The following is an 18,670-nucleotide window of genomic DNA, read 5'->3' on the forward strand; positions in this document are numbered from 1 at the left end:
GCCGACCAGCCGGGGCACGGTCTGACCTCAGAACTCGATGGCTCCGGCGTCGAAAGTGCCCACCCGCTGGCGGCCACGGAACCGAGCATTTCCCGGTCCCGTAGCTCGCATTAGGCGCCGGCGTGGAGGTAGGCCGCCCACAGGAAAGGGATCCGGGTCCGGTCGAGACGGCCGGGCAGATCGTCGCCGTCTCGTACGCTCCGCACGGCCTGGTGCAGAGCCCAGGCCGCCCGACTGGTGTCGATGGTTCCGGCGGGGGTGCGTAGATGGGAGTAGAAGGCATCGGCGACGGTGACGGCGATCCGGTCGTCAATCTCCCACAGGGTGCCGATGACGTGAGGGAATCCGGCGAGCTGGAAGGCGGAGGTCAGATGGATGGCCTCGTCAATGAGTTCGGCGGTGTCGAGAGCCGCAGTACGGCAGGCCGAGAGATAGGCCAACTGGACCTGATCGAGACGGACCGGGGCAAGACTGGCGACGGTGAGCGGTTGGCTGACGTGGTCGTGGAGCAGCAGCATGCTCCTCGACGGGTCGTCGGGATTGCTGGCCCCGTGACAGGCGAAGTGCGCGATCGGACAGGCGGGCAGGTGGGCGAGGACGTTGTCCCTAGTAGGCAGGGAAGGGGAGGCGGCGGAGGGCTCGTCGTCGCTCGGGGTGGGCTCACGGAGGAGCACGGGATTGGGCAGGCGGCTGCACAGCATCGCGGCTTCTGCTCTGACGTGGACCAGCAGGCCGTCGTTGGGAAGGTCGGGTGTGGTGGGCATCGCGACAATCAGCGCCCGAGCGGGCGCACTCGGCGCGGGCGGGTGCCGCCGGGCGTAGCGGAGGGCACGCACGGTGGGGGTGTACGAGGAGACGACGCGGTCCGCAAGGGTACGCCGCCCTGGATCGTCGACAGGGTCGGTGTGGTATCCGGCTGCATGCAGCGGGAGCAGTCCCAATAGCCCGCCCGGCGCCCACCAGACCCGGGGCCAGTCGGCCTCTCTCGAGGGTTGGCTGTAGTAGCCCAAGGCGTCCAGGACGGGTCCGGCCGCCGTGTCCCAGAGCCATTCCAGGACGCGGGATAGCGTGGCTTGGGCGTCCCGCCGCCGAGTCTTGTCCTCGCTCGATGTCGCGGTTTCCAGAGCCCGGTGGAAGGCGGCAATGGTGTCGGTCACGGCGTCCACTGTGAGCTGGGGAAGCTCACAGTGGGTGATGCCGTCTCTGGTGAGTAGCAGGGCGTCACTGCGGTAGCGGCTGACGTTGAATGCCACCACCGGGCCCGGTCCCGCCTCGGCCAAGAGTTCCTCAGCGGTGGGCGGAAGGGCGAAGGAGGCGAATCCGTCCAGCGCGCGGATCTCCGCTAGGGTCTGGGCAAAGTCGTGGGCCAGCTGGTGCCGTTCATGCACGATGCCTGCCTGTCGCCGCGTGAGGTTGTCTACGTCCTCGCTCCTGTCGACGGGGGTGAAGGTGTCTGCGGGCTGATCAAGCCGGTCGCGCAGCCGGACGAACCGCGCGGCCAGATCGGGATGTTGCTGGTTCAGGTCAGTGAGATCGCTACGGGTGTCCAGCGCCTGACTGAGCAAGACCGCCCTGCCGGCCTCCAGCAGCCGCAGCGCCCGAGTTGCACGCCCCTCACCCATCCCGTTGGGATTGGTGAGGGCCAGCGCGGCGGCCTCCCCGGCCAGGCCGGTGTACTGACCGAGCGCATACTGCTGATCGCCTCGTTTCAGCTGGCGAGAGGTCACCTCGGGCAGCAATCGCACCGCGGCCTCCGCCGCATCCGCCGCTCGCCCCGCGTCAGTTCCCGCGACCAGCTGAGCCACCGTCCAGGCTGCCCGGATACGGACTGAAGGCACCGCTGAAACCACCTCCGACGCCCTGGACAAGGCGGATACGGCTTGGTCCAGGTCCGTTCGGTTTCCGGTGCACCTATACCGGGTCCGCAGCGCGCCCCCGAGGTGGGAGAGCACTATCGCCTTGCCGGGGTGGTCGGCGGGGGTGGCATTCACCGCGTCCTGACCGGTGGTGATGGCTTGGTTCAGGTCCTCTTGGTCCCCCGTGCGTTCGAACCGGTCCTGCAGCAAAAGCCCGAGGTTGGTCAGGTTCCTTGCTTGGTCGGGGTGGTCGGCGGGGGTGGCATTCACCGCTGTTTGGACAGTGTAGATGGCCTGGTTCAGGTCAGTCTGGTCCCCGGTGCGTTCGTACCGGGCCCGCAGCGCGCCCCCGAGGTTGGAGAGCATTATCACCTTGTCGGGGTGGTCGGCGGGGGTGGCATTCACCGCGTCCTGGCCGGTGGTGATGGCTTGGTTCAGGTCCTTTTGGTTCCTGGTCCGTTCGTACCGGGTTCGTAGTGCGTTCCCGAGGTTGGTCAGGTTCCTCGCCTTGGCGGGGTGGTCGGCGGGGACGGTATCCACCGCAAGTTGGAGGGCGTAGATGGCCTGGTTCAGGTCAGTCTGGTCCCCGGTGCGTTCGTACCGGGCCCGCAGCGCGCCCCCGAGGTTGGTGAACATTGTCTCCTTGTCGGGGTGGTCGGCGGGGACGGTATCCACCGCTGTCTGGAGAGCGTCGATGGCCTGGTTCAGATCCTCTTGGTCCCCCGTGCGTTCGAATTGAACCTGCAGCGCAAGCCCGAGGCTGGAAAGGGGCCCTGCCCGGTCGGGATGGTCGGCGGGGGCGGCGTTCACCGCGTCCCGTCCGATGGCGATGGCTCGGTCCAAGTCCCTCTGATCACCGGTGCGTTCAAACCTGGCCCGCAGTACGACTCCGAGGTTCGAGAGCATCGTCGCCTGGTGGGGGTGGTCGGCGGGGACGGTATCCACCGCAGTTTGGAGAGCGTCGATAGCCCGGTTCAGGTCCGCCTGGCTTCCGGCTCGCCTAAACCGGGTGCCTAGCACCCCCCCGAGGTTGGAGAGCATCGTCGCCTGGTGGGGGTGGTCGGCGGGGACGGTATCCACCGCAGTTTGGAGAGCGTCGATAGCCCGGTTCAGGTCCGCCTGGTCCCCGGTCCGTTCGAATCGGGTCCGCAGCGCGAGCCCGAGGTCGGACAGGCGCCATGCCTGGTAGGGGTGGTCGGCGCGGGTGGCATTCACCGCAGTTTGGAGAGCGTCGATGGCCCGGCTCAGGTCAGCCTGATCCCCGGTGCGTTCGAATCGGGTCTGTAGCACGAGCGAGAGGTTGTACAGGCGCCATGCCTGGTCGGGGTGGCCAGCGCGGGTGCCGTGCACGGCAGTTTGGAAAGCGTTGATGGCTTGGTTCAGGCCCTCTTGGTCCCCGGCCTGTTCGAATCGGGTCCGCAGCGCGAGCCCGAGGTCGAAGAACAGACGCCATGCCCAGTCGCGGTTTCTGGCGGGGGTGGCTTGCAAGATGCGCTGCCATAGGTAGGCGGCGTCAGAGGCTAGGGCCGGGTCGGTGGAGACGAGCGCCTTCTGGAGCACACGGGTGGCATGCACGGCAGTGCCGTCAGCGAGTATGGGGACAAGCGGTTCAGGCAGCTCGCCAACACCGGCTACGAAACAAGGCGTGAACATCTCAATCAAAGTGCCGACGGTTGCCCGGTCTTCGTCGTCGGGCAGCGCCTGAAAACGGAACCAGTGCAGCCAGCCGAGCGCGTTCAATGCCTCAAAGTCACCTTCACGAAGAAGGTCGCGCAAGCTTTGCGCCTCGGCGAGCGCCTGCGGGTCCACCGCTAGGGCGAGATCGCCGGTGCCGCTGATCCGCTGCAGCCGGGCCAGCACCACGGCCAGCCGTTCCTCCCGCACCCGAGCCTCGTTCGGATTGCTCGCGCCTGGAAATGATGGTTCATCCGCCATATAGGGTATTTACCTCATGACAGCACAACTGGCATAGGTCTAATTCCAACGTGTCGGTCGCGAGTGGGCGGCCGATCTCTACGCGGCCGCCCGGCGAGTGACAGAGAACGACAGGATGAGCCAGATATTCCCCGAGATGAGGTCATGTTTGAAATTGGATGGATCTTATTTGAGTCTTGGCGAATCTGTATGGCGGTTTGGGCCGTCGGGGCAGCGACAATTGCGAGGGGAGTGGGCTCGGTGGCTGATGAGTCTGATGAGTCTGATGAGGCAGCGGTACACAGGGCTGCCTTGGCTTACGTCTGCACCCACATCGAGGAGATCCGCAGCGATCTGCGCAGCAGGGTGAGCGGGGACGACACGTCCCTGGAAGAGTTGCTGGCTGCGGCACGCGCCGACGGGGATGTGGCGGGTCCGCTCGACGGGCTGCATGCCATCTTGCAGGCTGCTAATGAAGACGCCCGAGGGCTATACGGGTGCGTCCGCGGCATCTCCCCGCTGGGGATCGACCGCGCGCGGCCCGGCGAGACCGTGTACCTGTGCCCGGCGGATCGGTGTGTGCGCTACTGGTGGCCCGGAACCCCCGGCCCGGTGCCGCGGTGCGAGATCAGCGGCGAAGCCCTGCGCCGGGATCGGCTGTAGAGGATGAGTGCCCTGCTGTCTGAGCTCGGCAAGAAGCTCGCCGAGCGCTGGCTGTCCCTGCTCGTCCTGCCCGGTGTCCTTTACCTGGCCGTCGCAGTCGTGGCTCACACCCTCGGCCAGGGCCATCCCTTCAGCATCTCCCGCCTCACCGACCAGGTCACCGCGTGGACCCACAGTCCCGCCGCCACCGTCGGCGGCCAAGTGGTCCTCCTGGCCTCTGTGCTGGTCGGTGCCGCCGGTGTTGGCCTGGTCGCCCAGGCCCTCGGTTCCCTGACTGAGCGGCTCTGCTTGGCCGCCGACTGGAATGCGTGGCCATCCCCGTTGAAGCGGCTCACCCGGTGGCGCGTCACCTATCGGCAGCAACGCTGGACTACCGCCTACACCAACTGGGATCGGCTTCGCGATGAAGCCGCCAGCGTCCGCGCCCGCGGTCGGCGGGCTGAGCCGGTTGAACGACACGCCGCCCAGGATGCGATGACCCGTATCGCCCATGAGTGGCCTGCCCGACCCACTTGGAGCGGGGACCGAATTCATGCGGTGGCCGTCCGGCTAGAGCGCGAACACCACCTCGACCTGGCTGTAATCTGGCCCTATCTGTGGCTGATCTTGCCCGACACCACTCGCACAGAGATCGCCGCCGCCCGTCAAGCCCTTACCCGAGCCACCACCATGACTGCATGGGCGCTGCTTTACATCATCCTTACGGTGTGGTGGTGGCCCGCTGCTCTCATCGCTACAGTCCTCGCCCTCACTGGTCGGGCCCGTATCCGCAGCGCAACCGACTCCTACGCGCTGCTGCTGGGAGCCGCCACTCACCTCCACGCCCGAGACCTCGCCGAACGCCTCGGTCTGCCTCCGGGTGGACATCTCACCCCTGACACCGGCGCCGATCTCACCGATCACCTGAGGCCCACTCCACCACCGCCCCCGCCCTCTGCGGGGTAGTGCCGGCGCCACCGGCATTCAGTAGGCACCCGTTGTCAGCCATGGCCGGTCCTCGTCGATCTCCCCGTCCGTGCGACGAAGACTCATCGAGACCTCGCCGACCGCATACGACATGGCTCACCCCCGAGCAGCAAGAACGAGGAGTGTAGACCCCGGCCTCGCTCAGCTGAGACGTCTCCACGATCATGCCGGAGAACACCGCTGCATAGATCGAGAACGGGATGAGCACTACTACGGGCGAATGATCAGACTGGAGTCCGTCTCACTGTCCTGTCCCTTGGGCCAGAAAAAGGCCACCATCAATGAGAAAAGGACACCGGAAATGCGAGCCTACAAGCCGCCTGTAGGTTCGCATTTCCCCTGTCCTTTGGGACACGGCTGACCTGCAAGGAGTGGACGTGTCTCAGTTGGGGCCAACTGCGGCTTGCCTCACGATCTTGTCCCTTGTTGTGGCCTACAGCCGTCGTCGATCTGCTCGCTGACCGCGCGCCCGGCTGCGGCGTGCCCTGCGCGAGGCCGATCCCGACTACGTCCTTGCTGGACGGCACCCTCGCGGAATGCGACCAGGTCGACGACAGCCGCGCTGACTACTCCCACAAGCGCCGTCGGCACGGAGTGAACGTGCAGGTGGTAACCGATCCGGCCGGACGGCTGCTGTGGATCTCGCCCACACTCCCGGGAGGGCGGCGATGCGGTCCCAGGCGATGGCTTTGGTCTCGCTGCCAGTGGCGACGTCGACAGGCGCACGCTGTCGACTACAGCGGGGCGTGGCTGGGACGGGACACGGCGGTGGACCTGGTGGAAGTGCTCCAGGATGACCTCGGCCGTTGGCACCCATCAAGCTGGCGACACATGGACCGTGAACGCCTGGCCAAGGCCCGCCTTCACCCGATCGACTGAGAAACCAGCCATCCCGCCATCCCCACCGAACTCACCGCATAGCCTGCAAACGGATCGCCGAGTGGCCGTCGTACGCCACTCCAGCGGACATGACCGGGGGACGCAATGCCACAAGCCGCTCACGAGCAGTACACCCGTGAACTCTTCGACAAATGGGGGTACTTCGCCACCTGGATGCCCAATGGACCATGCGCACTGGGAGACGTGGGGGTTCTCCGTGGCCGCCGGTTCAACCGGATGACCTCTTTGGCCAACCTGGGTGTGGCGTTCACGACAACGAGGCGCGGCACGCCCGTGGACTACAGTTACGCATCGACCGGCGGGGTCGACTGCTCCCTGTCCGGTCAGGCCGAGGCAGTCACTCCCCTCAGCGGCAGCCGCGCCGCTCTCGCGACACTCACCGTCTCCTTCAAGAGCGCCAACGCGACCTATTTCCGCGCGGTGGAATGCACGGTGGAGTCGATCGACGACCTGCCTGCTCTGGAGAGGCCCCTGGCAGAACTGCGCCAGTCCGGGCAGTGGCGCCGCGAGTATTGGGTCATGACCGAGGTAGTGCGCACCGGCCCCGCGCTCATCCTGGTCGCGAACGAGGCCAACGCCCGGGTGAGCTTGCGGGTCACCTCGGACGGACTGCCCGTCACCGACGTGCTTGGCGGGGCCTCGGCGAGCACGGGCCTGTCCGTTGGCTCCGGACTGGAAGCCAGCGTGCTCGCCCCGCGCGGTGGGGTGACCCCGTTGTTCCGTGCGGCCAGGCTATGCAAGACCGTCGCCAGGAAACCCCGACTCAGGGTCCGCGGCAGTGGCGGCGGTGCGGAAACGGCGCGTCAGCCGTGGCAGTTGACTCCCGCCACCTGGGAAGACTTTGAGCAGGACGCGCCCATGGAGGAGAGCGTCACCGCCTCTTGAGCGACGTCCCACCCGGATCCATACCTGCAGTTACCCATTCCCCGGAAGTCCTGTGGTCACCACCGCCCCGCCCCTCGATGAGCACGCCCGGCATCTGCTGAGCGTCATCGATCGCATGCCCGTGCGCACGCCGGACCGCGACCGCGTCATCACGGCGCTCGAACTCATCGCTACCAGCGAGTGGGTCCGCGTCCGGATAACGCTCACCGACGAGGAGGTGCAGGGCCTGAGCGTGCCCGGCGGGTTCTTCACACCGAACGAACTCGCCCATGTCCTAGAGGTCGCCACCACAGTGGCACGCATGTACGGCTTCGAGACCGTTGGAGTCGGGCACGTGGCTGTCGCCCTGGCGGCGACCAGCCGCCGTGCGGGGCTGACGGCCATCGACGTCATGGCCGAGGTCTTCGGCCTGGGCACCTTGGAGAACTCCGCACAGATCGTCAACCACCACCTGACGTTGCAGGAGGCGCCCGACGGCGGGCAACGAGAAGCCCTGCCGGGTGAGGAGGAGGTCAAGCACGGGGAGACCCCGCGCGCCCAGGCGTTGCACCGGGCAGCCTGCGTCACCCATCTGGCACTGCGCGTGGCTGCCGCCGCCGTGCTCTTCGCCATCGCGGCAGGCGGCGGCAGCGGCTGGGCCTGGCCGGTCGCGTTCGCGGCCCTGGTCTCCACTCGGGATGCCCGGGAACCACGCCCCCTGGTCGTCGACGAGGTCTCGCCTGTCCAACCGCCCGCCGCTCTGCCCTGGCTGGGGTGTCTCACGGTGGCCGCGGGCGCGCTCGGGCTATGGGCGTCGGCCGCGGTGACCACCGCACTCGCCCTCCTCCTGGACGCGGTCTCCTGCGCGGGACTGCTCCTGACGGCCCGCTTCTTGTGGATCGAGGGCACGCCCGAGGCTGGAGTGAGCAGGCACGTCTCCCGGCTGCTGTCCCAGCTGGAGGCGTACGCGGTGCGTCGGCGCTGCATACGGCTGGGGATCGTCGTGCTGCTCGCCGCCGTCCCTTCGGGGGTCGTGGCAGCCGTCGAGGGGGGCCGGGCCTGGCCGCTATATGTCGTGACCGCAGTCTTCGCCGCCCGCCGCTGGACCGTCTGGGCACTGCTCGCCACCGTCGTCGCCCTTACAGGGGCCGTGGGACCGGCCTGGCTGCTGCTGCCCGCCTGGGCCGGGGGCCTGGCCGCACGTGCCGGGAGCGCCTGGGCTGACAGGCCGCCCAACGCCGCCGTCCCCGTGGCGGGCCCCGGACCGGGCGCGGCTCTCACTCGCCAGGGCCGCAGGCACCTCAAGGCCCGCCGCCTGCTGCGTCTTGGCCGCCCGGCCGCCGCCCTGGCGTATCTGGACGCCGCCGACTCCGACCTCACACTCACCGCCCTGCGCGGCTGGGCCCTTCTGCAGTCGGGCCGCCCGGGCGAAGCCAAGCGCGCCATCCACGCCTTGCCGGACACCCCGCTGCACACCCGCGCCCTGGTCACCTGCCTCGCCGAACTCGACCTGTCCAACGGCGAAGCCGCGCTCCGGGCGCTGAGTCCGATCAGCGAAATCATTGATGATGGCACTCCCACAGTCCTCTATGGCGAAGCCCTCGTCGCCCGTGTCCGCCTCACTCTGTACACCGAGGGTGGCACCCCGAGTCTCACCGATGGCATCGCCAGATGCGTCCCCCGCCGCATCCGCCGCGCTAACCTGCTGCACACCGTGACGCTGATGAGGCTCGCCGCCGAAAGCGCCTTGCCCACCTCACGCGAACTCTCTTTTCTGCTGGCCGGCCTGGGCGCCAGGATCAGCGGCCCCGAACCGTACCTGAAGGGAGCTGGGTTCTTCGGGCTGATCGGCAGGGTGCGGCCACTGGCACTGGAGAACCTCCGCTGCATCATCTGCGGAGACCTCACCAAGCTGTGGGAGGGCCGCCCCGATAGCGACACCGTGACCAGGATGCAGGCCGATGAGGGCGCTCCCGGATACCTGATGCGCATGGACCGGCCGGTCGAGGCCGCCAACACCCTGATAACCCTCGCCGACCGGTTGGCGGACACCGCGCAGTACCGGCCCACCGCCATACGCAGCCGCATCGAGGCGCTGGCGATGCTGAACGCGACCCGCCACCAGCTGACCGACAGCGAGGACCGCCACCACTTGTGGCGCCTGTTCGGACGCACCATCGAACAGGCCATGCGCGAGGCAATCGCGCAGCGGGACTGGCAGAGCCTCGCCGAGCTTATCGAGTCCGCGCGCCTGCAACTGGGGCCGGACAGGGACGGCAACGCCTTCGACGCCTCGCAGGCCGTCGCCCCGTTCATCCGCGTTCGTGGCGTCTCCCGGCTGGAGGAGAGCCACTGGTACCGACCGGACGAGCAACCGCCCACCTACGCGCTTGAGGACCTGGCCTCCATCGTCCTCGGCGAGGGAACCTGGTGGTGGAGCACCTGGTCCACCAGGACCGAGCTGTTCTGGTCCCTCGTCCCACCCACCGGCACGGTGTCCGGCGGCGTCCTACCCTTCGGGCCCGGCAGCGCCCTGCGGACCGCCCTGGCCGACCTGCGCAACGCCCTGCCCGTCCGGCACCCCGGGGAGGAGGATGAGCAGTTCGAGGAGCGCGTCCTGGACAGTCCGCTCCTGGCGGGGCCGCCGACAGCCGAAGCAGACCTCACGGGCCGCCTCGCGAAGCTGCTGCCCGGCCCGCTCGCCTCCGCGTTGTTGGACGCTGCCGAGCCAGTGCCGCTGGCCATCGCGCCCGCAGCAGAGCTCGCCCTCGTGCCCTGGGCATGCCTGCGCGTACCCGCGCGGTCCGCAGGTGACCTGCGGCTCATCGATCGCTGCCTTCCGGCGATCGTCCCCCCGGCAGGGCTTCTCGCCGCGGTCGCAGCCCGTCCCCGTACGGTCCGTAGCCCCGCCCCGCTGGGCCTTGCGGTCGTCGACCCCGGCTGCGATCTCCCGCACACCGTCACCGATGACGCCGCCGACACCGGTCCGCTGGACACCGCCCGCGCACTGCTGGACCAGTTGCCCCGTGGTGTGGAGATCATCGGGCCGGACGACGACGTGAACGTCGAGGACTTCGCCGCGCGTCTACGTGCCCTGGACCCCGAGACCAGCGCCGTCTTCGCATGCCACACCGACATGGCGGACACCTCTGCGGCAGGCAGGGGACTGCGGCTTCGGCCGAAAGTTCGGCACCCGGACGCGACCGAGGAACAACCACTCGAACTGCTCACCGCCGCGGCGCTCATCGGCGAGCCCACGCGCTTCCCGATGCCCCACCAGGTCCTGCTGCTAGCGTGCGACACCGCCGACCTCAGCAACGCTGCGGACGGCGAGTGGCTGGTGCTGGGACCGGCGATGCTGTGGGCCGGGGCCGAACGGCTGATCGTCACCAGCTACCCCATCATCGACCAAGTCGAAGAGCACGGTGGAGAAGACGTCCTTGACCGGAGACTCGTACGTCTGCTGGTGGACGGGCAGCCCCTCGCCAACGGGCTCCGCACCGTGCAACTGGAGGAACTGGCCCGATGGCGGGCCACCCGTCACCTTCCGTGGGACGGTGAGGAGACTCCGCGCAGCAGTCCGGTGCACTGGGCGGGTCACATCGCCATGGGAGTGTTCGCGGACGTGCCCACCCCCAGGCCGCTCAAGGCGCTCCATGAGCCGGATCTTGGCGCAAGCCTGGTGGCCCTGCTCGCCGATGCGGACTCACGAGCGTCCCTGGCCGGACGGACGGTGACCACGGTACGCGACGTGCTCGTGGAACTCGGACTCTACGGCTTCCAGGACGAGCTTCCGCCTTGGCGGCGCAACGCGGTGCTGGCGACGGCGTACTCCTATGTCCTCCTCAGCGCAGCGGTACCGGCTCGCGTCCGGCCCGGTGGCGGCAGGAGCCCAGGCGCCACCGGGCCGGCCAAGGCCGGGCTCAAGGTGCGGGAGCTTCTCCGGGCGGCGGAAGACATCGCACGGATCGCGCGGCATCGCGTCGTCGCCGTCGAGCACCTGCTGGCCGCCGTTCTCGGCAGCTCTGGCTCCGCCGGACGGCTAGCTCGCGCCCTGTGCGGGTGGGATGGCCGCCACCCCGAGGTCGTCAAGGAAGTCATCGGCGACGCCCCCTAGCACCCCGGCTCCGAGATCCGGCGGCGCTTCCCGCGCCGGCCTCCCAACGTCTCTGAAGACCGTTCATGGAATCGCGGCCAGAGCCAATTGCATGACCGTCGACACGGGGGGACTGCCGGACGAATCTCAGGCTGAGTGTCACCGACTCTCCGCGTGGCCACCGTGAGTTACGCCGACAAGTGTGGTCCTCGCGCGTCGTCGCTACGGACAGGACTCCTCGAACTTCACAGCAGTCAAAGACACTGGTTGCCCCGTCAGTTCGGCTCCCACCTGGGGATCCTGGCTGCACACCTTCCAGTTCGACTCCACCAAGATGGTGCGATCCTGGCCGGAGGCGTCGGTCACTTCGATGCTCGTGGAGGGATCCAGGACGCCCCGCGCAACCTTCACGGCGATAGCCCGCGAGGAAGCGCAGGTTCGCCAGCTCCGTTTCCGGCGGCTCGGACCACACCTCGAAGTCCCAGCCGCGCGACAGGACGACCTCGCGTGCCCAGCCGAGTGCGAAGTTCACCTTCGGCCTGGTGAGCAGATGCCGTGGCTTGACGTCCACGACCAGCGGCACGTCCTTCTCCCGCAGCATCAGGAAGTCCGGGACATGGCGCCGCCAGTGCCCGTCCACGGCGGCCGAGAGAAGAAAGGGCTGGGCGAAGATCGCCGTCACGTCGTGGTCGAAGTCGGCGTAGAGCAGCCGTGTCAGCTCAAGCCGCGACTCGTAGACGACGTGGGCCCGCATGGTGGAAGACCAATACGTGCCCGAGTAATGCTTCTGCCCGTACCGTCAACGGAACGTACGCCACGGCATCGAGGGTGCGAAGACGTCGACACCCGTGGCCGACCATTCCAGGTCCTCGTCGATCTCCCCGTCCGTACGACGGAAACTCATCGAGATTTCGCTGACCACACGCGACATACCCCACCCCCGGGCAGCAAGGACCGGGGAGCACAGCTCCCTGGTCTCGACCAGCTGCGACATCTCCACGATCAAGCCGAAGAGGACCGCTGCATAGAACGAGACCGAGAACGCACTACGACGAGTGAACGATCAGACGAAAGTTCGTCTCACCGCGCTGTCCTTTGGGCCGGACAAAGGCCATCGCTAACGGGAAAGGGACACGCGAAATGCGAACCTACACTCCTGGTAGTCCGCGACGGACATGGCGTACAGCGGGCCGTCCTCGATGCTGTCGAGGAGCGTGCGGTCGTTGTCGGCGTTGGCCTCGTTGTTGATCTTCGAGTAGTGGGTGATCTCGGCGAGGGCCTCCTTCTTCGTCAGCGCCGGTACGGCGGCCAGCATGGGGGAGGCGGTGCGGGTGGCCTTCGCCGCGGCGTCGTGGCTGCCGGTGTCGGAGGTCTTACAGGCGGACGCGGTGAGCGTGACGGTCGCGAGCGTGGTGAGCAGCAGGGCGGCGCGGCGGGCGGGGGTGTGCGAGGGGATGGTGGTGCTCCGGGGGAGGGGATCAGCGGGAACGGGTTGGGGTTGTGGCGGCCGACGGCGTGGAGGGCATGGAGGTTGCGGCCGGTGCCCTGCGGGTGTCGGCGGCGGCGCGCAGGTGCTTCGCGGCGCAGGCGAGGTGCGTACGGACAGCGGCCATGCAGTCCACGAGTCTCTCGTGTGCGGCAGCGGTTGCTCGGGCACGGGCGGGACTAGGGGCCTGGTGGGTGAGGTCGGCGAGCTGGCCGAGGTGGTGAATGGCGGCACCGAGGGCGGCGAGCGCGAGCCCGGTGGGTTCGGCGGCGCCGGCGAGCGCGAGGGTCGTGCGGCGCACCGTGGCCGTGGTCCGGGCCGGGTAGCGGGCGGCGGCCCGGTGGCGGAAGGCGCTCTCGCCGGCCAGGAAGCCCAGCAGGCGGGCCAGGTAGCGGACTTCGTCGTCCAGGATCTCGCTCAGCGCCGGATCCGGGTGGATCTGGTCGGGGAGCGGAAGGTGGTCGGCGACGGTGTTGAGCCGGTCGGCCACGTCGTGCAGCAGCATCCGCTGGTCGGGAACGGACTCGTACAGTGGCAACTCCTTGAAGCGGGGAGCAGGTTCTACCGCCGGGAGGTGGATTTCGCGGCGGAGGAGACCGTCGGCAGGACCTTGCTCGCGGCTGCCGCAGGGGGAGGCGGGAGGGGAGCGGCGCGGCGGAAGTTGACCCCGATGCCCTCGGCCATCAGCCGCTGGGCGGCCAGCTGGACCAGCAGGGCCCGCTCCTTGGCGCTGTAGGAGGCCGGCAACACGAAGGCGAACTCGTGAGGCTTGTACTGGAAGTTGCAGCCGAACAGCGTCATGCGCGCCTCTTCGGGAACCGAGTCGTACGGTGCTCCCACCACGCCGTCCGGGTACCAGACCAGCGTGAGGGTCTGGGCGACCTCGGGCGCGGGCTGGCGGTGCGGCGGCTCGGGCTGGCCGAAGGCGTTGTCGCGGACCGCGTCCAGGGCCGCTCGGTAGCGGGGCAGCACGCGTCGGGTGACTGCCGCGGCGGCGCGGACCGGATCGTTGGGGACGGCGATGCCGTTCGGCTCGCGTACGCGGGAGATCTGGTGGGGCTTGAAACCCTCGGGCTCCAGCGCCGCCACCACGAACTGGTGGCGGTACAGGGGCCGGTCGGTGACGTAGAGCTGCTCTCCGTCGGGGCCGTTCAGGACGGCGTCATGGCCCAGGACGTACTGGCTGACGATGTAGTCGACGTGGCCGACGTCCCAGAGCCGTTCGACGGTGGGGAACTGGTCTTTGTACGTGGGGTGGCGGTGGTACTCACTCGTCCAGGTGCCGGGCAGGCGTTCGGCGAGCGCGGCAGCGAAGGCGGACAAGAAGGTCGTGCGGGGCGTGGGCATCGGTTCCTGAGGTGCTGCGGCGGATGGTTGGGCCATGGGCGGTCAGCGCCGTGGTGTTCCGGGTCCGGGCTGCGGGCCGGGCGGGGTAGGGGTCTTCTTCAGGAGCGCGTCGCGGTGGCCGGTCGCGCATGAAGTCGGCGAAATCCCGTTGGGCCCTGGCCCATTCGCTGTCGGTGAGCGGCCGGTTGACCAGCCGGGTGTAGAAGCGGCGAACGGGCAGGACATGTCGTGCCTGGTAGGTCGCGAGGTCGATGGGAGCGGCCCGCAGCCCTTTGAGCGTGTGGTTCACGGCGTCGAGCAGGTCTGCCCGGTCGTCTTTGAGGGTGCCGTTCCAGTCCCAGACAATATGGATGGACATGGTGCGGTGGTGGCTCCGGTAGATCACAGGGGCGTGCGGGGGCTTTCAGCGCAAGCGGGCGTCGGTGTCGAAGAGCGCCAGTTCGTAGGGGTGCAGGAGGTGCTGCACGATGAAGCTGCGCCCCGCGACTTTCCACAAGCCTCGGCCTCGGTTGAGGTGGGAGATCGCGTCGGTCTCCACCGAGGTCAGGCCCAACAGAGCTGCTGCGGCTGGGAGTTGGTCGGTCTCCTGCCGGTAGATGATGCGGGTGGAGCAGTCGGCGAGCAGCCCTTCGGCCAGGGCCCGACCACGCGATCCGGCGTCGCCGGCGGTGAGTAGGTCGGACAGCCGGTGGATGACCATGAGGTTGGCGATGCCGAGGCCGCGGCTCAGTTTCCACTGGGACTGCATGCGCTGCAGGAGGCCGGGGTGGCGCATCAGGCGCCAGGCTTCGTCGTAGACGATCCAGCGCCGGCCGCCATGCGGGTCGGACAGTGCGGATTCCATCCACGCGGACGCGCAGGTCATGGCGAGGACGAGGGCGGTGTCGTCGCCGGATCCGCCCAGGCGGGACAGGTCGATGGTGAGCATCGGCGAGTTGGGATCGAAGGCCACCGTGCTCGGGGCGTCGAACATCCCGGCCAGGTCGCCGTGGACCAGCCTGCGCATGGCGTGGGCCAGGTCGCGGGAGGCGTCGCCGAGGCGGCCTGACATGATGCCGCCGGCCACGTCGAGTTCGTCGGGATTGTTGAGGGTGGCGGCGATGTCGCCGAGCAGCGGGGTGCGACCGGTGGCGGCGGCGCGGGTGACGACGGCGTCCAGGGCGACGTCGAGGCCGGTGTGCTCCATCGGCAGCAGGTCCCGCCCGAGTACGGTGCGGGCCAGCGAGCCGAGCAGCAGCAGGCGGCGCTTGCGGATCTCGCCCGCCCAGTCGGCCTCGGAGACGCCGGTGGGCCGCGGCGCCGCGTCCAGCGGGTTCAGCTTTCCGGGCAGGCCCGGCCCGAGCGCGATGGAGGTACCACCCAACGCCTGCGCCACGGGCGTCCATTCCCCCTTCGGGTCACACGGGACGTAGACCCGGTACCCGAAGGCGATCGACCGCAGCGCGAAACTCTTCGCCAGAGCCGACTTGCCCTGACCGATCACCCCGGCAAGCAGCACGTTGGGGTTGGTGAACCCCTCGACCTTGCCGTACAGCGCGAACGGGTCGAAGCAGAAGCTTGCTTCGGCGTGTACGTCGCGGCCGATGTAGATGCCCTCGGCACCGAGGCCGCCTTCGGCGAGAAAAGGGTACGCCCCGCTCGCGGTGGCGGTGGTCATGCGATGGGCGGGCAGCCTGAGCCTGTTGTTGCGGGAAGACGCGGGGCCGGGTCGCCCGGCGGGCGGGAAGAGGGGCGCCGGCATCTCCTGTTCCTCTACGCCGACGCCGCTGGTGTGGGCGGCTGCTTCGGCGCGAGCCTTCGCGGCGGCCTCGGCGAGCTGCCGGCGGGCGGCTCTGCGGGAGGCGCGGTCGGCGTGGTGCGGGGTGAACAGGGGGCTGGCGCTGGCGCGGCGGGCACGGCGCGCGGGCCGGTGGCTCATAACGGGGCGGCTTTCACGTGACGGCGGTCTGGACGCGGTACGGGGTCAGACGACCGGCGAAGCGGTGATCAGAATCGGGCTGCGGTAGCTCTTGCCGTCACCGCTCCAGTCCAGCTGGATGTAGCCGTCGGCGAGGTAGCGGCCGGAGCCCGCCTTGTACTTGAGGGTTCCGGTCGAGTAAGAGCCGTTGCCGTTGTTGCTGCTGTGTTCGAGCGCGTACTCCAGGCCGGTGTAGGCAGCCGTCTTCACGACCGGGTCCGTGCCGCTGACGCTCCGCTTGGTCTGGAGCTGGAACTTGGCCTTGTTGAAGGTCAGGGTGCTGCGGTTCCTGGCCGTGTACGGGCCGTCCCAGTACACGGTGGCAGTGGTGTAGATGTAGCCGCCGGACCGCATGGCGCAGAGCGTCACGTCGAGGTCCCAGTTGTCGGAGTCGGGTCCGGTATAGCTCGGGTCGTCGACCGAGTGGCTGCTGGTCTTGCAGTGGTAGCTGGCGGCGGATGCCGGGGCGGCGGTGGCCATGGCGGTGCCGACGAGCGCGGCGAGGGCGACGGCGGCGGAGGTGGAGCGCTTCAGGGCGCGCATTCAGGGCCTTTCGGTGGTGGGGGTTACTGGCTGCAGGTGGTGGTGTGGCCGTGCAGCGGGGTGTTGAGGTCGTTCGGTGTGGTCTTGCGGCGCACGACGTGACCCGCGGCGAGGTGGCGCTGGCAGATGGTCAGGACGGGTGGTCCCTCGGGCAGCCGCTCGGGGTGGCATTCCATGTCCGCCGGGGTCTCGTCGGCGACGGGCAGGAGGTGGAAGGCGTCGTGCACGGCGGCGGCGGCCTGGAACAGTCGGGTGTGCGCGGTGGCGAGGTGCCGTCCGGCGGCGGGATGCGGCGGCCGGGTGGTCTCGGCGAGCTGGTCGAGCAGCTGGTGCAGCGCGGTCAGATGCGCGTGCAGCACGTCGAGGTGCACGCGGTCCGCAGGCGAGACGGTGTGCTGGGTGCGTGGGGCGAGGGTGTGGGTGTGGTGGCGGATACCGGCGCTGGCGGCCCGCAGGTACGGGTACGCGTCGCCGACGGGAAGGGCAGAGGTCAAAGGGGCAGAGTTCCTTCCTGCCGCGGAGGCAGGACGTCGGCTGGGGTCGGGCGGGGTTACAGGGCCGTGCGGGCGAGCGGTAGGGCGCCGAGCGTGAAGGCAGCGGACTGCTGGAAGATCAAGCGCCGCAGGTCGACCTGTGCGGTGACGGCGGCGGTCTCGATCTGCGCGCACGCGGCATCGAGCGCCGCGTCGGTCTCGGCAGACACGGTGAGCAGTCCGGTCAGCGCCACATCGGCGTGCCCGGCGATCAACTGCCGCTCGCGGACCTTGACGTCGGCGTATTCGACGGAGTCGACTTCGGAGTCGACCTGCCCGCGGCGAGAGCGCTCGCTGGCGTCGGCGATGATCGCCGCCTTCTTGCGCTGCACGTCGCGCATCGCGGACTCGAGCCCCTGCGGCACGTAGATAAGGGACAGGGCGCGCCGGACCCCGGCGGTGAACATGAGGCCGTGCAAGAAGCCCGCCGAGGTTTCGGTGCGGGGCCAGTTTTCGACCCAGTAGGTGGCGTGCCGGGCGGAGTCGGTGGCGAGCCGGTCGTACTCCTCGACCTGGACCACGGGCCCGGCGGCTGCCGGGTCGGCTTCGGCCCGGCCGGAGTCCGACCACTGCTGCAGCGCGGACAGCGCCTTAGGGTCGTAGGCGGTGCGGATGACGGCGGCGATCTCGCGGGCACTGAGCCAGCCGGTCACCATCAGTCCGGCGCTGCGCGCGGACTGGGCGATGGCCGCGGTGGTCTGTTCCATCACGGTGAAGGAGCCGGGCAGTCCTCCGCCAGCCTGGCTGATGAGGCGCTTGGCGGCCTTGAGGTCGAGGGAGATCGCCAGGTACGCCTCGTGCGGGGCGGCGGCCGGGCCGGCGGAGGTGACCAGTTCGCTGTAGACCTGTGAGGCGACCGGGGTTTCGGGGTGGCCTTGCTGACTCCAGTGGCGGGCGAGGGTGTCGCCGCTGTCGGGGACGGTGCGCTCCAGAACCTGCACGGTGGCGACGTGTCCGGTGCGGGCGATGCCCGCCAGGGCCCGCCCCCAGCTGCTGACGTTGTGGTTCTGACTCGCCGGATCGAGGAGCGCGAAGGCCCTGCTGGAGACGCGGGCGACGGCAGTCAGGATCTGGCCGTGCGGGTCGTGCACGGCGGCGGCCTGATTTGCGGAATCGCCGGGCGTGACGACGCGCAACGAGGCGGCGGTGCCGGGCAGGTGCAGGATGCCGTCCTGGCGGGGACGGGTGACGGGTCGTGCGAGCCACAGAGTCTGACCGGTGCGCCGCCGCCGCGCGAAGCGCAGGACGATCGGAGCCCAGCCGATCAGCGAGCGGCCGTGCCGGCGGACGACGACCAGGACGGCGACCGCGGCCCACAGCGGCGTCAGGGCGATGGCGCCGAGCAGCCCGGTGGATACCACCGTGACCAGCAAAAGTGCCAACGCACAGGACACGAGGACGAGTTGGGGCAGGGAGAGGCCGAGCAGGATGCCGCGCCTGGACCGATGGGGGAATTTGACGGTGAGCGGTGTGACGGTGAGATCAGACAAGGGCCGTTCCGATGGTGCGCGGGGCGGTGGCCGGGGCGGCACGCGGCGAGGAATG

At 69.0% G+C, this 18,670-nt stretch carries 15 protein-coding genes and 1 pseudogene; 5 read left to right on the forward strand and 11 right to left on the reverse strand.

From position 1 onward, the window contains the following. Positions 1-110 precede the first annotated feature (110 nt). Complete coding sequence (locus OG266_RS38465; protein ID WP_371551398.1) at positions 111-3,791, reverse strand: CHAT domain-containing protein; 3,681 nt, start codon at positions 3,789-3,791, stop codon at positions 111-113. Between the two features lie 291 nt (positions 3,792-4,082). On the opposite strand from OG266_RS38465, the gene OG266_RS38470 reads away from it, so the two are divergent. The 5 genes and pseudogenes from OG266_RS38470 (at position 4,083) to OG266_RS38490 (ending at position 11,280) form a co-directional block, all read left to right on the forward strand. Further along, on the forward strand, positions 4,083-4,433 hold the full coding sequence (locus OG266_RS38470; RefSeq protein ID WP_371551399.1) for a hypothetical protein: 351 nt from the start codon (positions 4,083-4,085) through the stop codon (positions 4,431-4,433). Positions 4,434-4,436: 3 nt separating this feature from the next. Beyond that, the gene (locus OG266_RS38475) at positions 4,437-5,378 is read left to right on the forward strand and encodes a hypothetical protein (RefSeq protein ID WP_371551401.1); all 942 of its coding nucleotides are present in this window, start codon (positions 4,437-4,439) and stop codon (positions 5,376-5,378) included. A gap of 459 nt (positions 5,379-5,837) precedes the next feature. Beyond that, positions 5,838-6,059: pseudogene (locus OG266_RS38480) on the forward strand (transposase family protein); the annotation flags it as partial. Positions 6,060-6,383: 324 nt separating this feature from the next. Beyond that, a complete protein-coding gene (locus OG266_RS38485) occupies positions 6,384-7,184 on the forward strand; it encodes a hypothetical protein (RefSeq protein ID WP_371551403.1) in 801 nt (266 codons plus the stop codon). A 52-nt stretch (positions 7,185-7,236) separates the two neighbouring features. Continuing rightward, positions 7,237-11,280 (forward strand): CHAT domain-containing protein, encoded by a 4,044-nt coding sequence (locus OG266_RS38490; protein WP_371551405.1) that lies wholly within the window; start codon positions 7,237-7,239, stop codon positions 11,278-11,280. Here the strand turns inward: OG266_RS38490 and OG266_RS38495 are convergent. The 10 genes from OG266_RS38495 to OG266_RS38540 all read right to left on the reverse strand — a co-directional run bounded on the left by OG266_RS38495 (position 11,261) and on the right by OG266_RS38540 (position 18,615). Continuing rightward, a complete protein-coding gene (locus tag OG266_RS38495; RefSeq protein ID WP_371551406.1) occupies positions 11,261-12,013 on the reverse strand; it encodes a TnsA-like heteromeric transposase endonuclease subunit in 753 nt (250 codons plus the stop codon). The two genes, OG266_RS38490 and OG266_RS38495, sit on opposite strands and share 20 nt — an antisense overlap. Positions 12,014-12,058: 45 nt before the next feature. Next, positions 12,059-12,253 (reverse strand): hypothetical protein, encoded by a 195-nt coding sequence (locus OG266_RS38500; RefSeq protein WP_371551408.1) that lies wholly within the window; start codon positions 12,251-12,253, stop codon positions 12,059-12,061. Positions 12,254-12,376: 123 nt separating this feature from the next. After that, entirely contained in the window at positions 12,377-12,574 is a 198-nt protein-coding gene (locus tag OG266_RS38505; RefSeq protein WP_371551410.1) for a hypothetical protein, read from the reverse strand. Positions 12,575-12,737: 163 nt separating this feature from the next. Further along, entirely contained in the window at positions 12,738-13,283 is a 546-nt protein-coding gene (locus OG266_RS38510; RefSeq protein ID WP_371551411.1) for a hypothetical protein, read from the reverse strand. Between the two features lie 23 nt (positions 13,284-13,306). Then, the gene (locus OG266_RS38515; protein WP_371551413.1) at positions 13,307-14,092 is read right to left on the reverse strand and encodes a hypothetical protein; all 786 of its coding nucleotides are present in this window, start codon (positions 14,090-14,092) and stop codon (positions 13,307-13,309) included. Next, the gene (locus OG266_RS38520; protein ID WP_371551415.1) at positions 14,013-14,450 is read right to left on the reverse strand and encodes an HAD family hydrolase; all 438 of its coding nucleotides are present in this window, start codon (positions 14,448-14,450) and stop codon (positions 14,013-14,015) included. The genes OG266_RS38515 and OG266_RS38520 overlap by 80 nt, the downstream gene beginning before the upstream one ends. A 45-nt stretch (positions 14,451-14,495) precedes the next feature. Continuing rightward, on the reverse strand, positions 14,496-16,010 hold the full coding sequence (locus tag OG266_RS38525; protein ID WP_371551418.1) for an ATP-binding protein: 1,515 nt from the start codon (positions 16,008-16,010) through the stop codon (positions 14,496-14,498). 45 nt (positions 16,011-16,055) lie between these two features. Next, positions 16,056-16,592 carry a hypothetical protein gene (locus tag OG266_RS38530; RefSeq protein ID WP_371551420.1) on the reverse strand — a complete coding sequence of 179 codons (537 nt, stop codon included), beginning with the start codon at positions 16,590-16,592 and terminating at the stop codon, positions 16,056-16,058. Positions 16,593-16,615: 23 nt separating this feature from the next. Further along, the gene (locus tag OG266_RS38535) at positions 16,616-17,086 is read right to left on the reverse strand and encodes a DUF6238 family protein (RefSeq protein ID WP_371551422.1); all 471 of its coding nucleotides are present in this window, start codon (positions 17,084-17,086) and stop codon (positions 16,616-16,618) included. 56 nt (positions 17,087-17,142) lie between these two features. Continuing rightward, on the reverse strand, positions 17,143-18,615 hold the full coding sequence (locus OG266_RS38540) for an SCO6880 family protein (RefSeq protein ID WP_371551424.1): 1,473 nt from the start codon (positions 18,613-18,615) through the stop codon (positions 17,143-17,145). Positions 18,616-18,670: the final 55 nt, after the last annotated feature.

Source organism: Streptomyces sp. NBC_00554 (assembly GCF_041431135.1).
In the GTDB taxonomy this organism is placed as follows: Bacteria; Actinomycetota; Actinomycetes; order Streptomycetales; family Streptomycetaceae; genus Streptomyces.

Excerpts from the sequence above, each read along its gene's own strand:
- OG266_RS38525 (WP_371551418.1), bottom strand. The coding sequence starts at position 16,010 with ATGAGCCACCGGCCCGCGCGCCGTGCCCGCCGCGCCAGCGCCAGCCCC.
- OG266_RS38520 (WP_371551415.1), bottom strand. The coding sequence starts at position 14,450 with ATGTCCATCCATATTGTCTGGGACTGGAACGGCACCCTCAAAGACGAC.
- OG266_RS38530 (WP_371551420.1), bottom strand. The coding sequence starts at position 16,592 with ATGCGCGCCCTGAAGCGCTCCACCTCCGCCGCCGTCGCCCTCGCCGCG.
- OG266_RS38505 (WP_371551410.1), bottom strand. The coding sequence starts at position 12,574 with ATGCTGGCCGCCGTACCGGCGCTGACGAAGAAGGAGGCCCTCGCCGAG.
- OG266_RS38465 (WP_371551398.1), bottom strand. The coding sequence starts at position 3,791 with ATGGCGGATGAACCATCATTTCCAGGCGCGAGCAATCCGAACGAGGCT.
- OG266_RS38515 (WP_371551413.1), bottom strand. The coding sequence starts at position 14,092 with ATGCCCACGCCCCGCACGACCTTCTTGTCCGCCTTCGCTGCCGCGCTC.
- OG266_RS38500 (WP_371551408.1), bottom strand. The coding sequence starts at position 12,253 with ATGTCGCAGCTGGTCGAGACCAGGGAGCTGTGCTCCCCGGTCCTTGCT.
- OG266_RS38475 (WP_371551401.1), top strand. The coding sequence starts at position 4,437 with ATGAGTGCCCTGCTGTCTGAGCTCGGCAAGAAGCTCGCCGAGCGCTGG.
- OG266_RS38485 (WP_371551403.1), top strand. The coding sequence starts at position 6,384 with ATGCCACAAGCCGCTCACGAGCAGTACACCCGTGAACTCTTCGACAAA.
- OG266_RS38495 (WP_371551406.1), bottom strand. The coding sequence starts at position 12,013 with ATGCGGGCCCACGTCGTCTACGAGTCGCGGCTTGAGCTGACACGGCTG.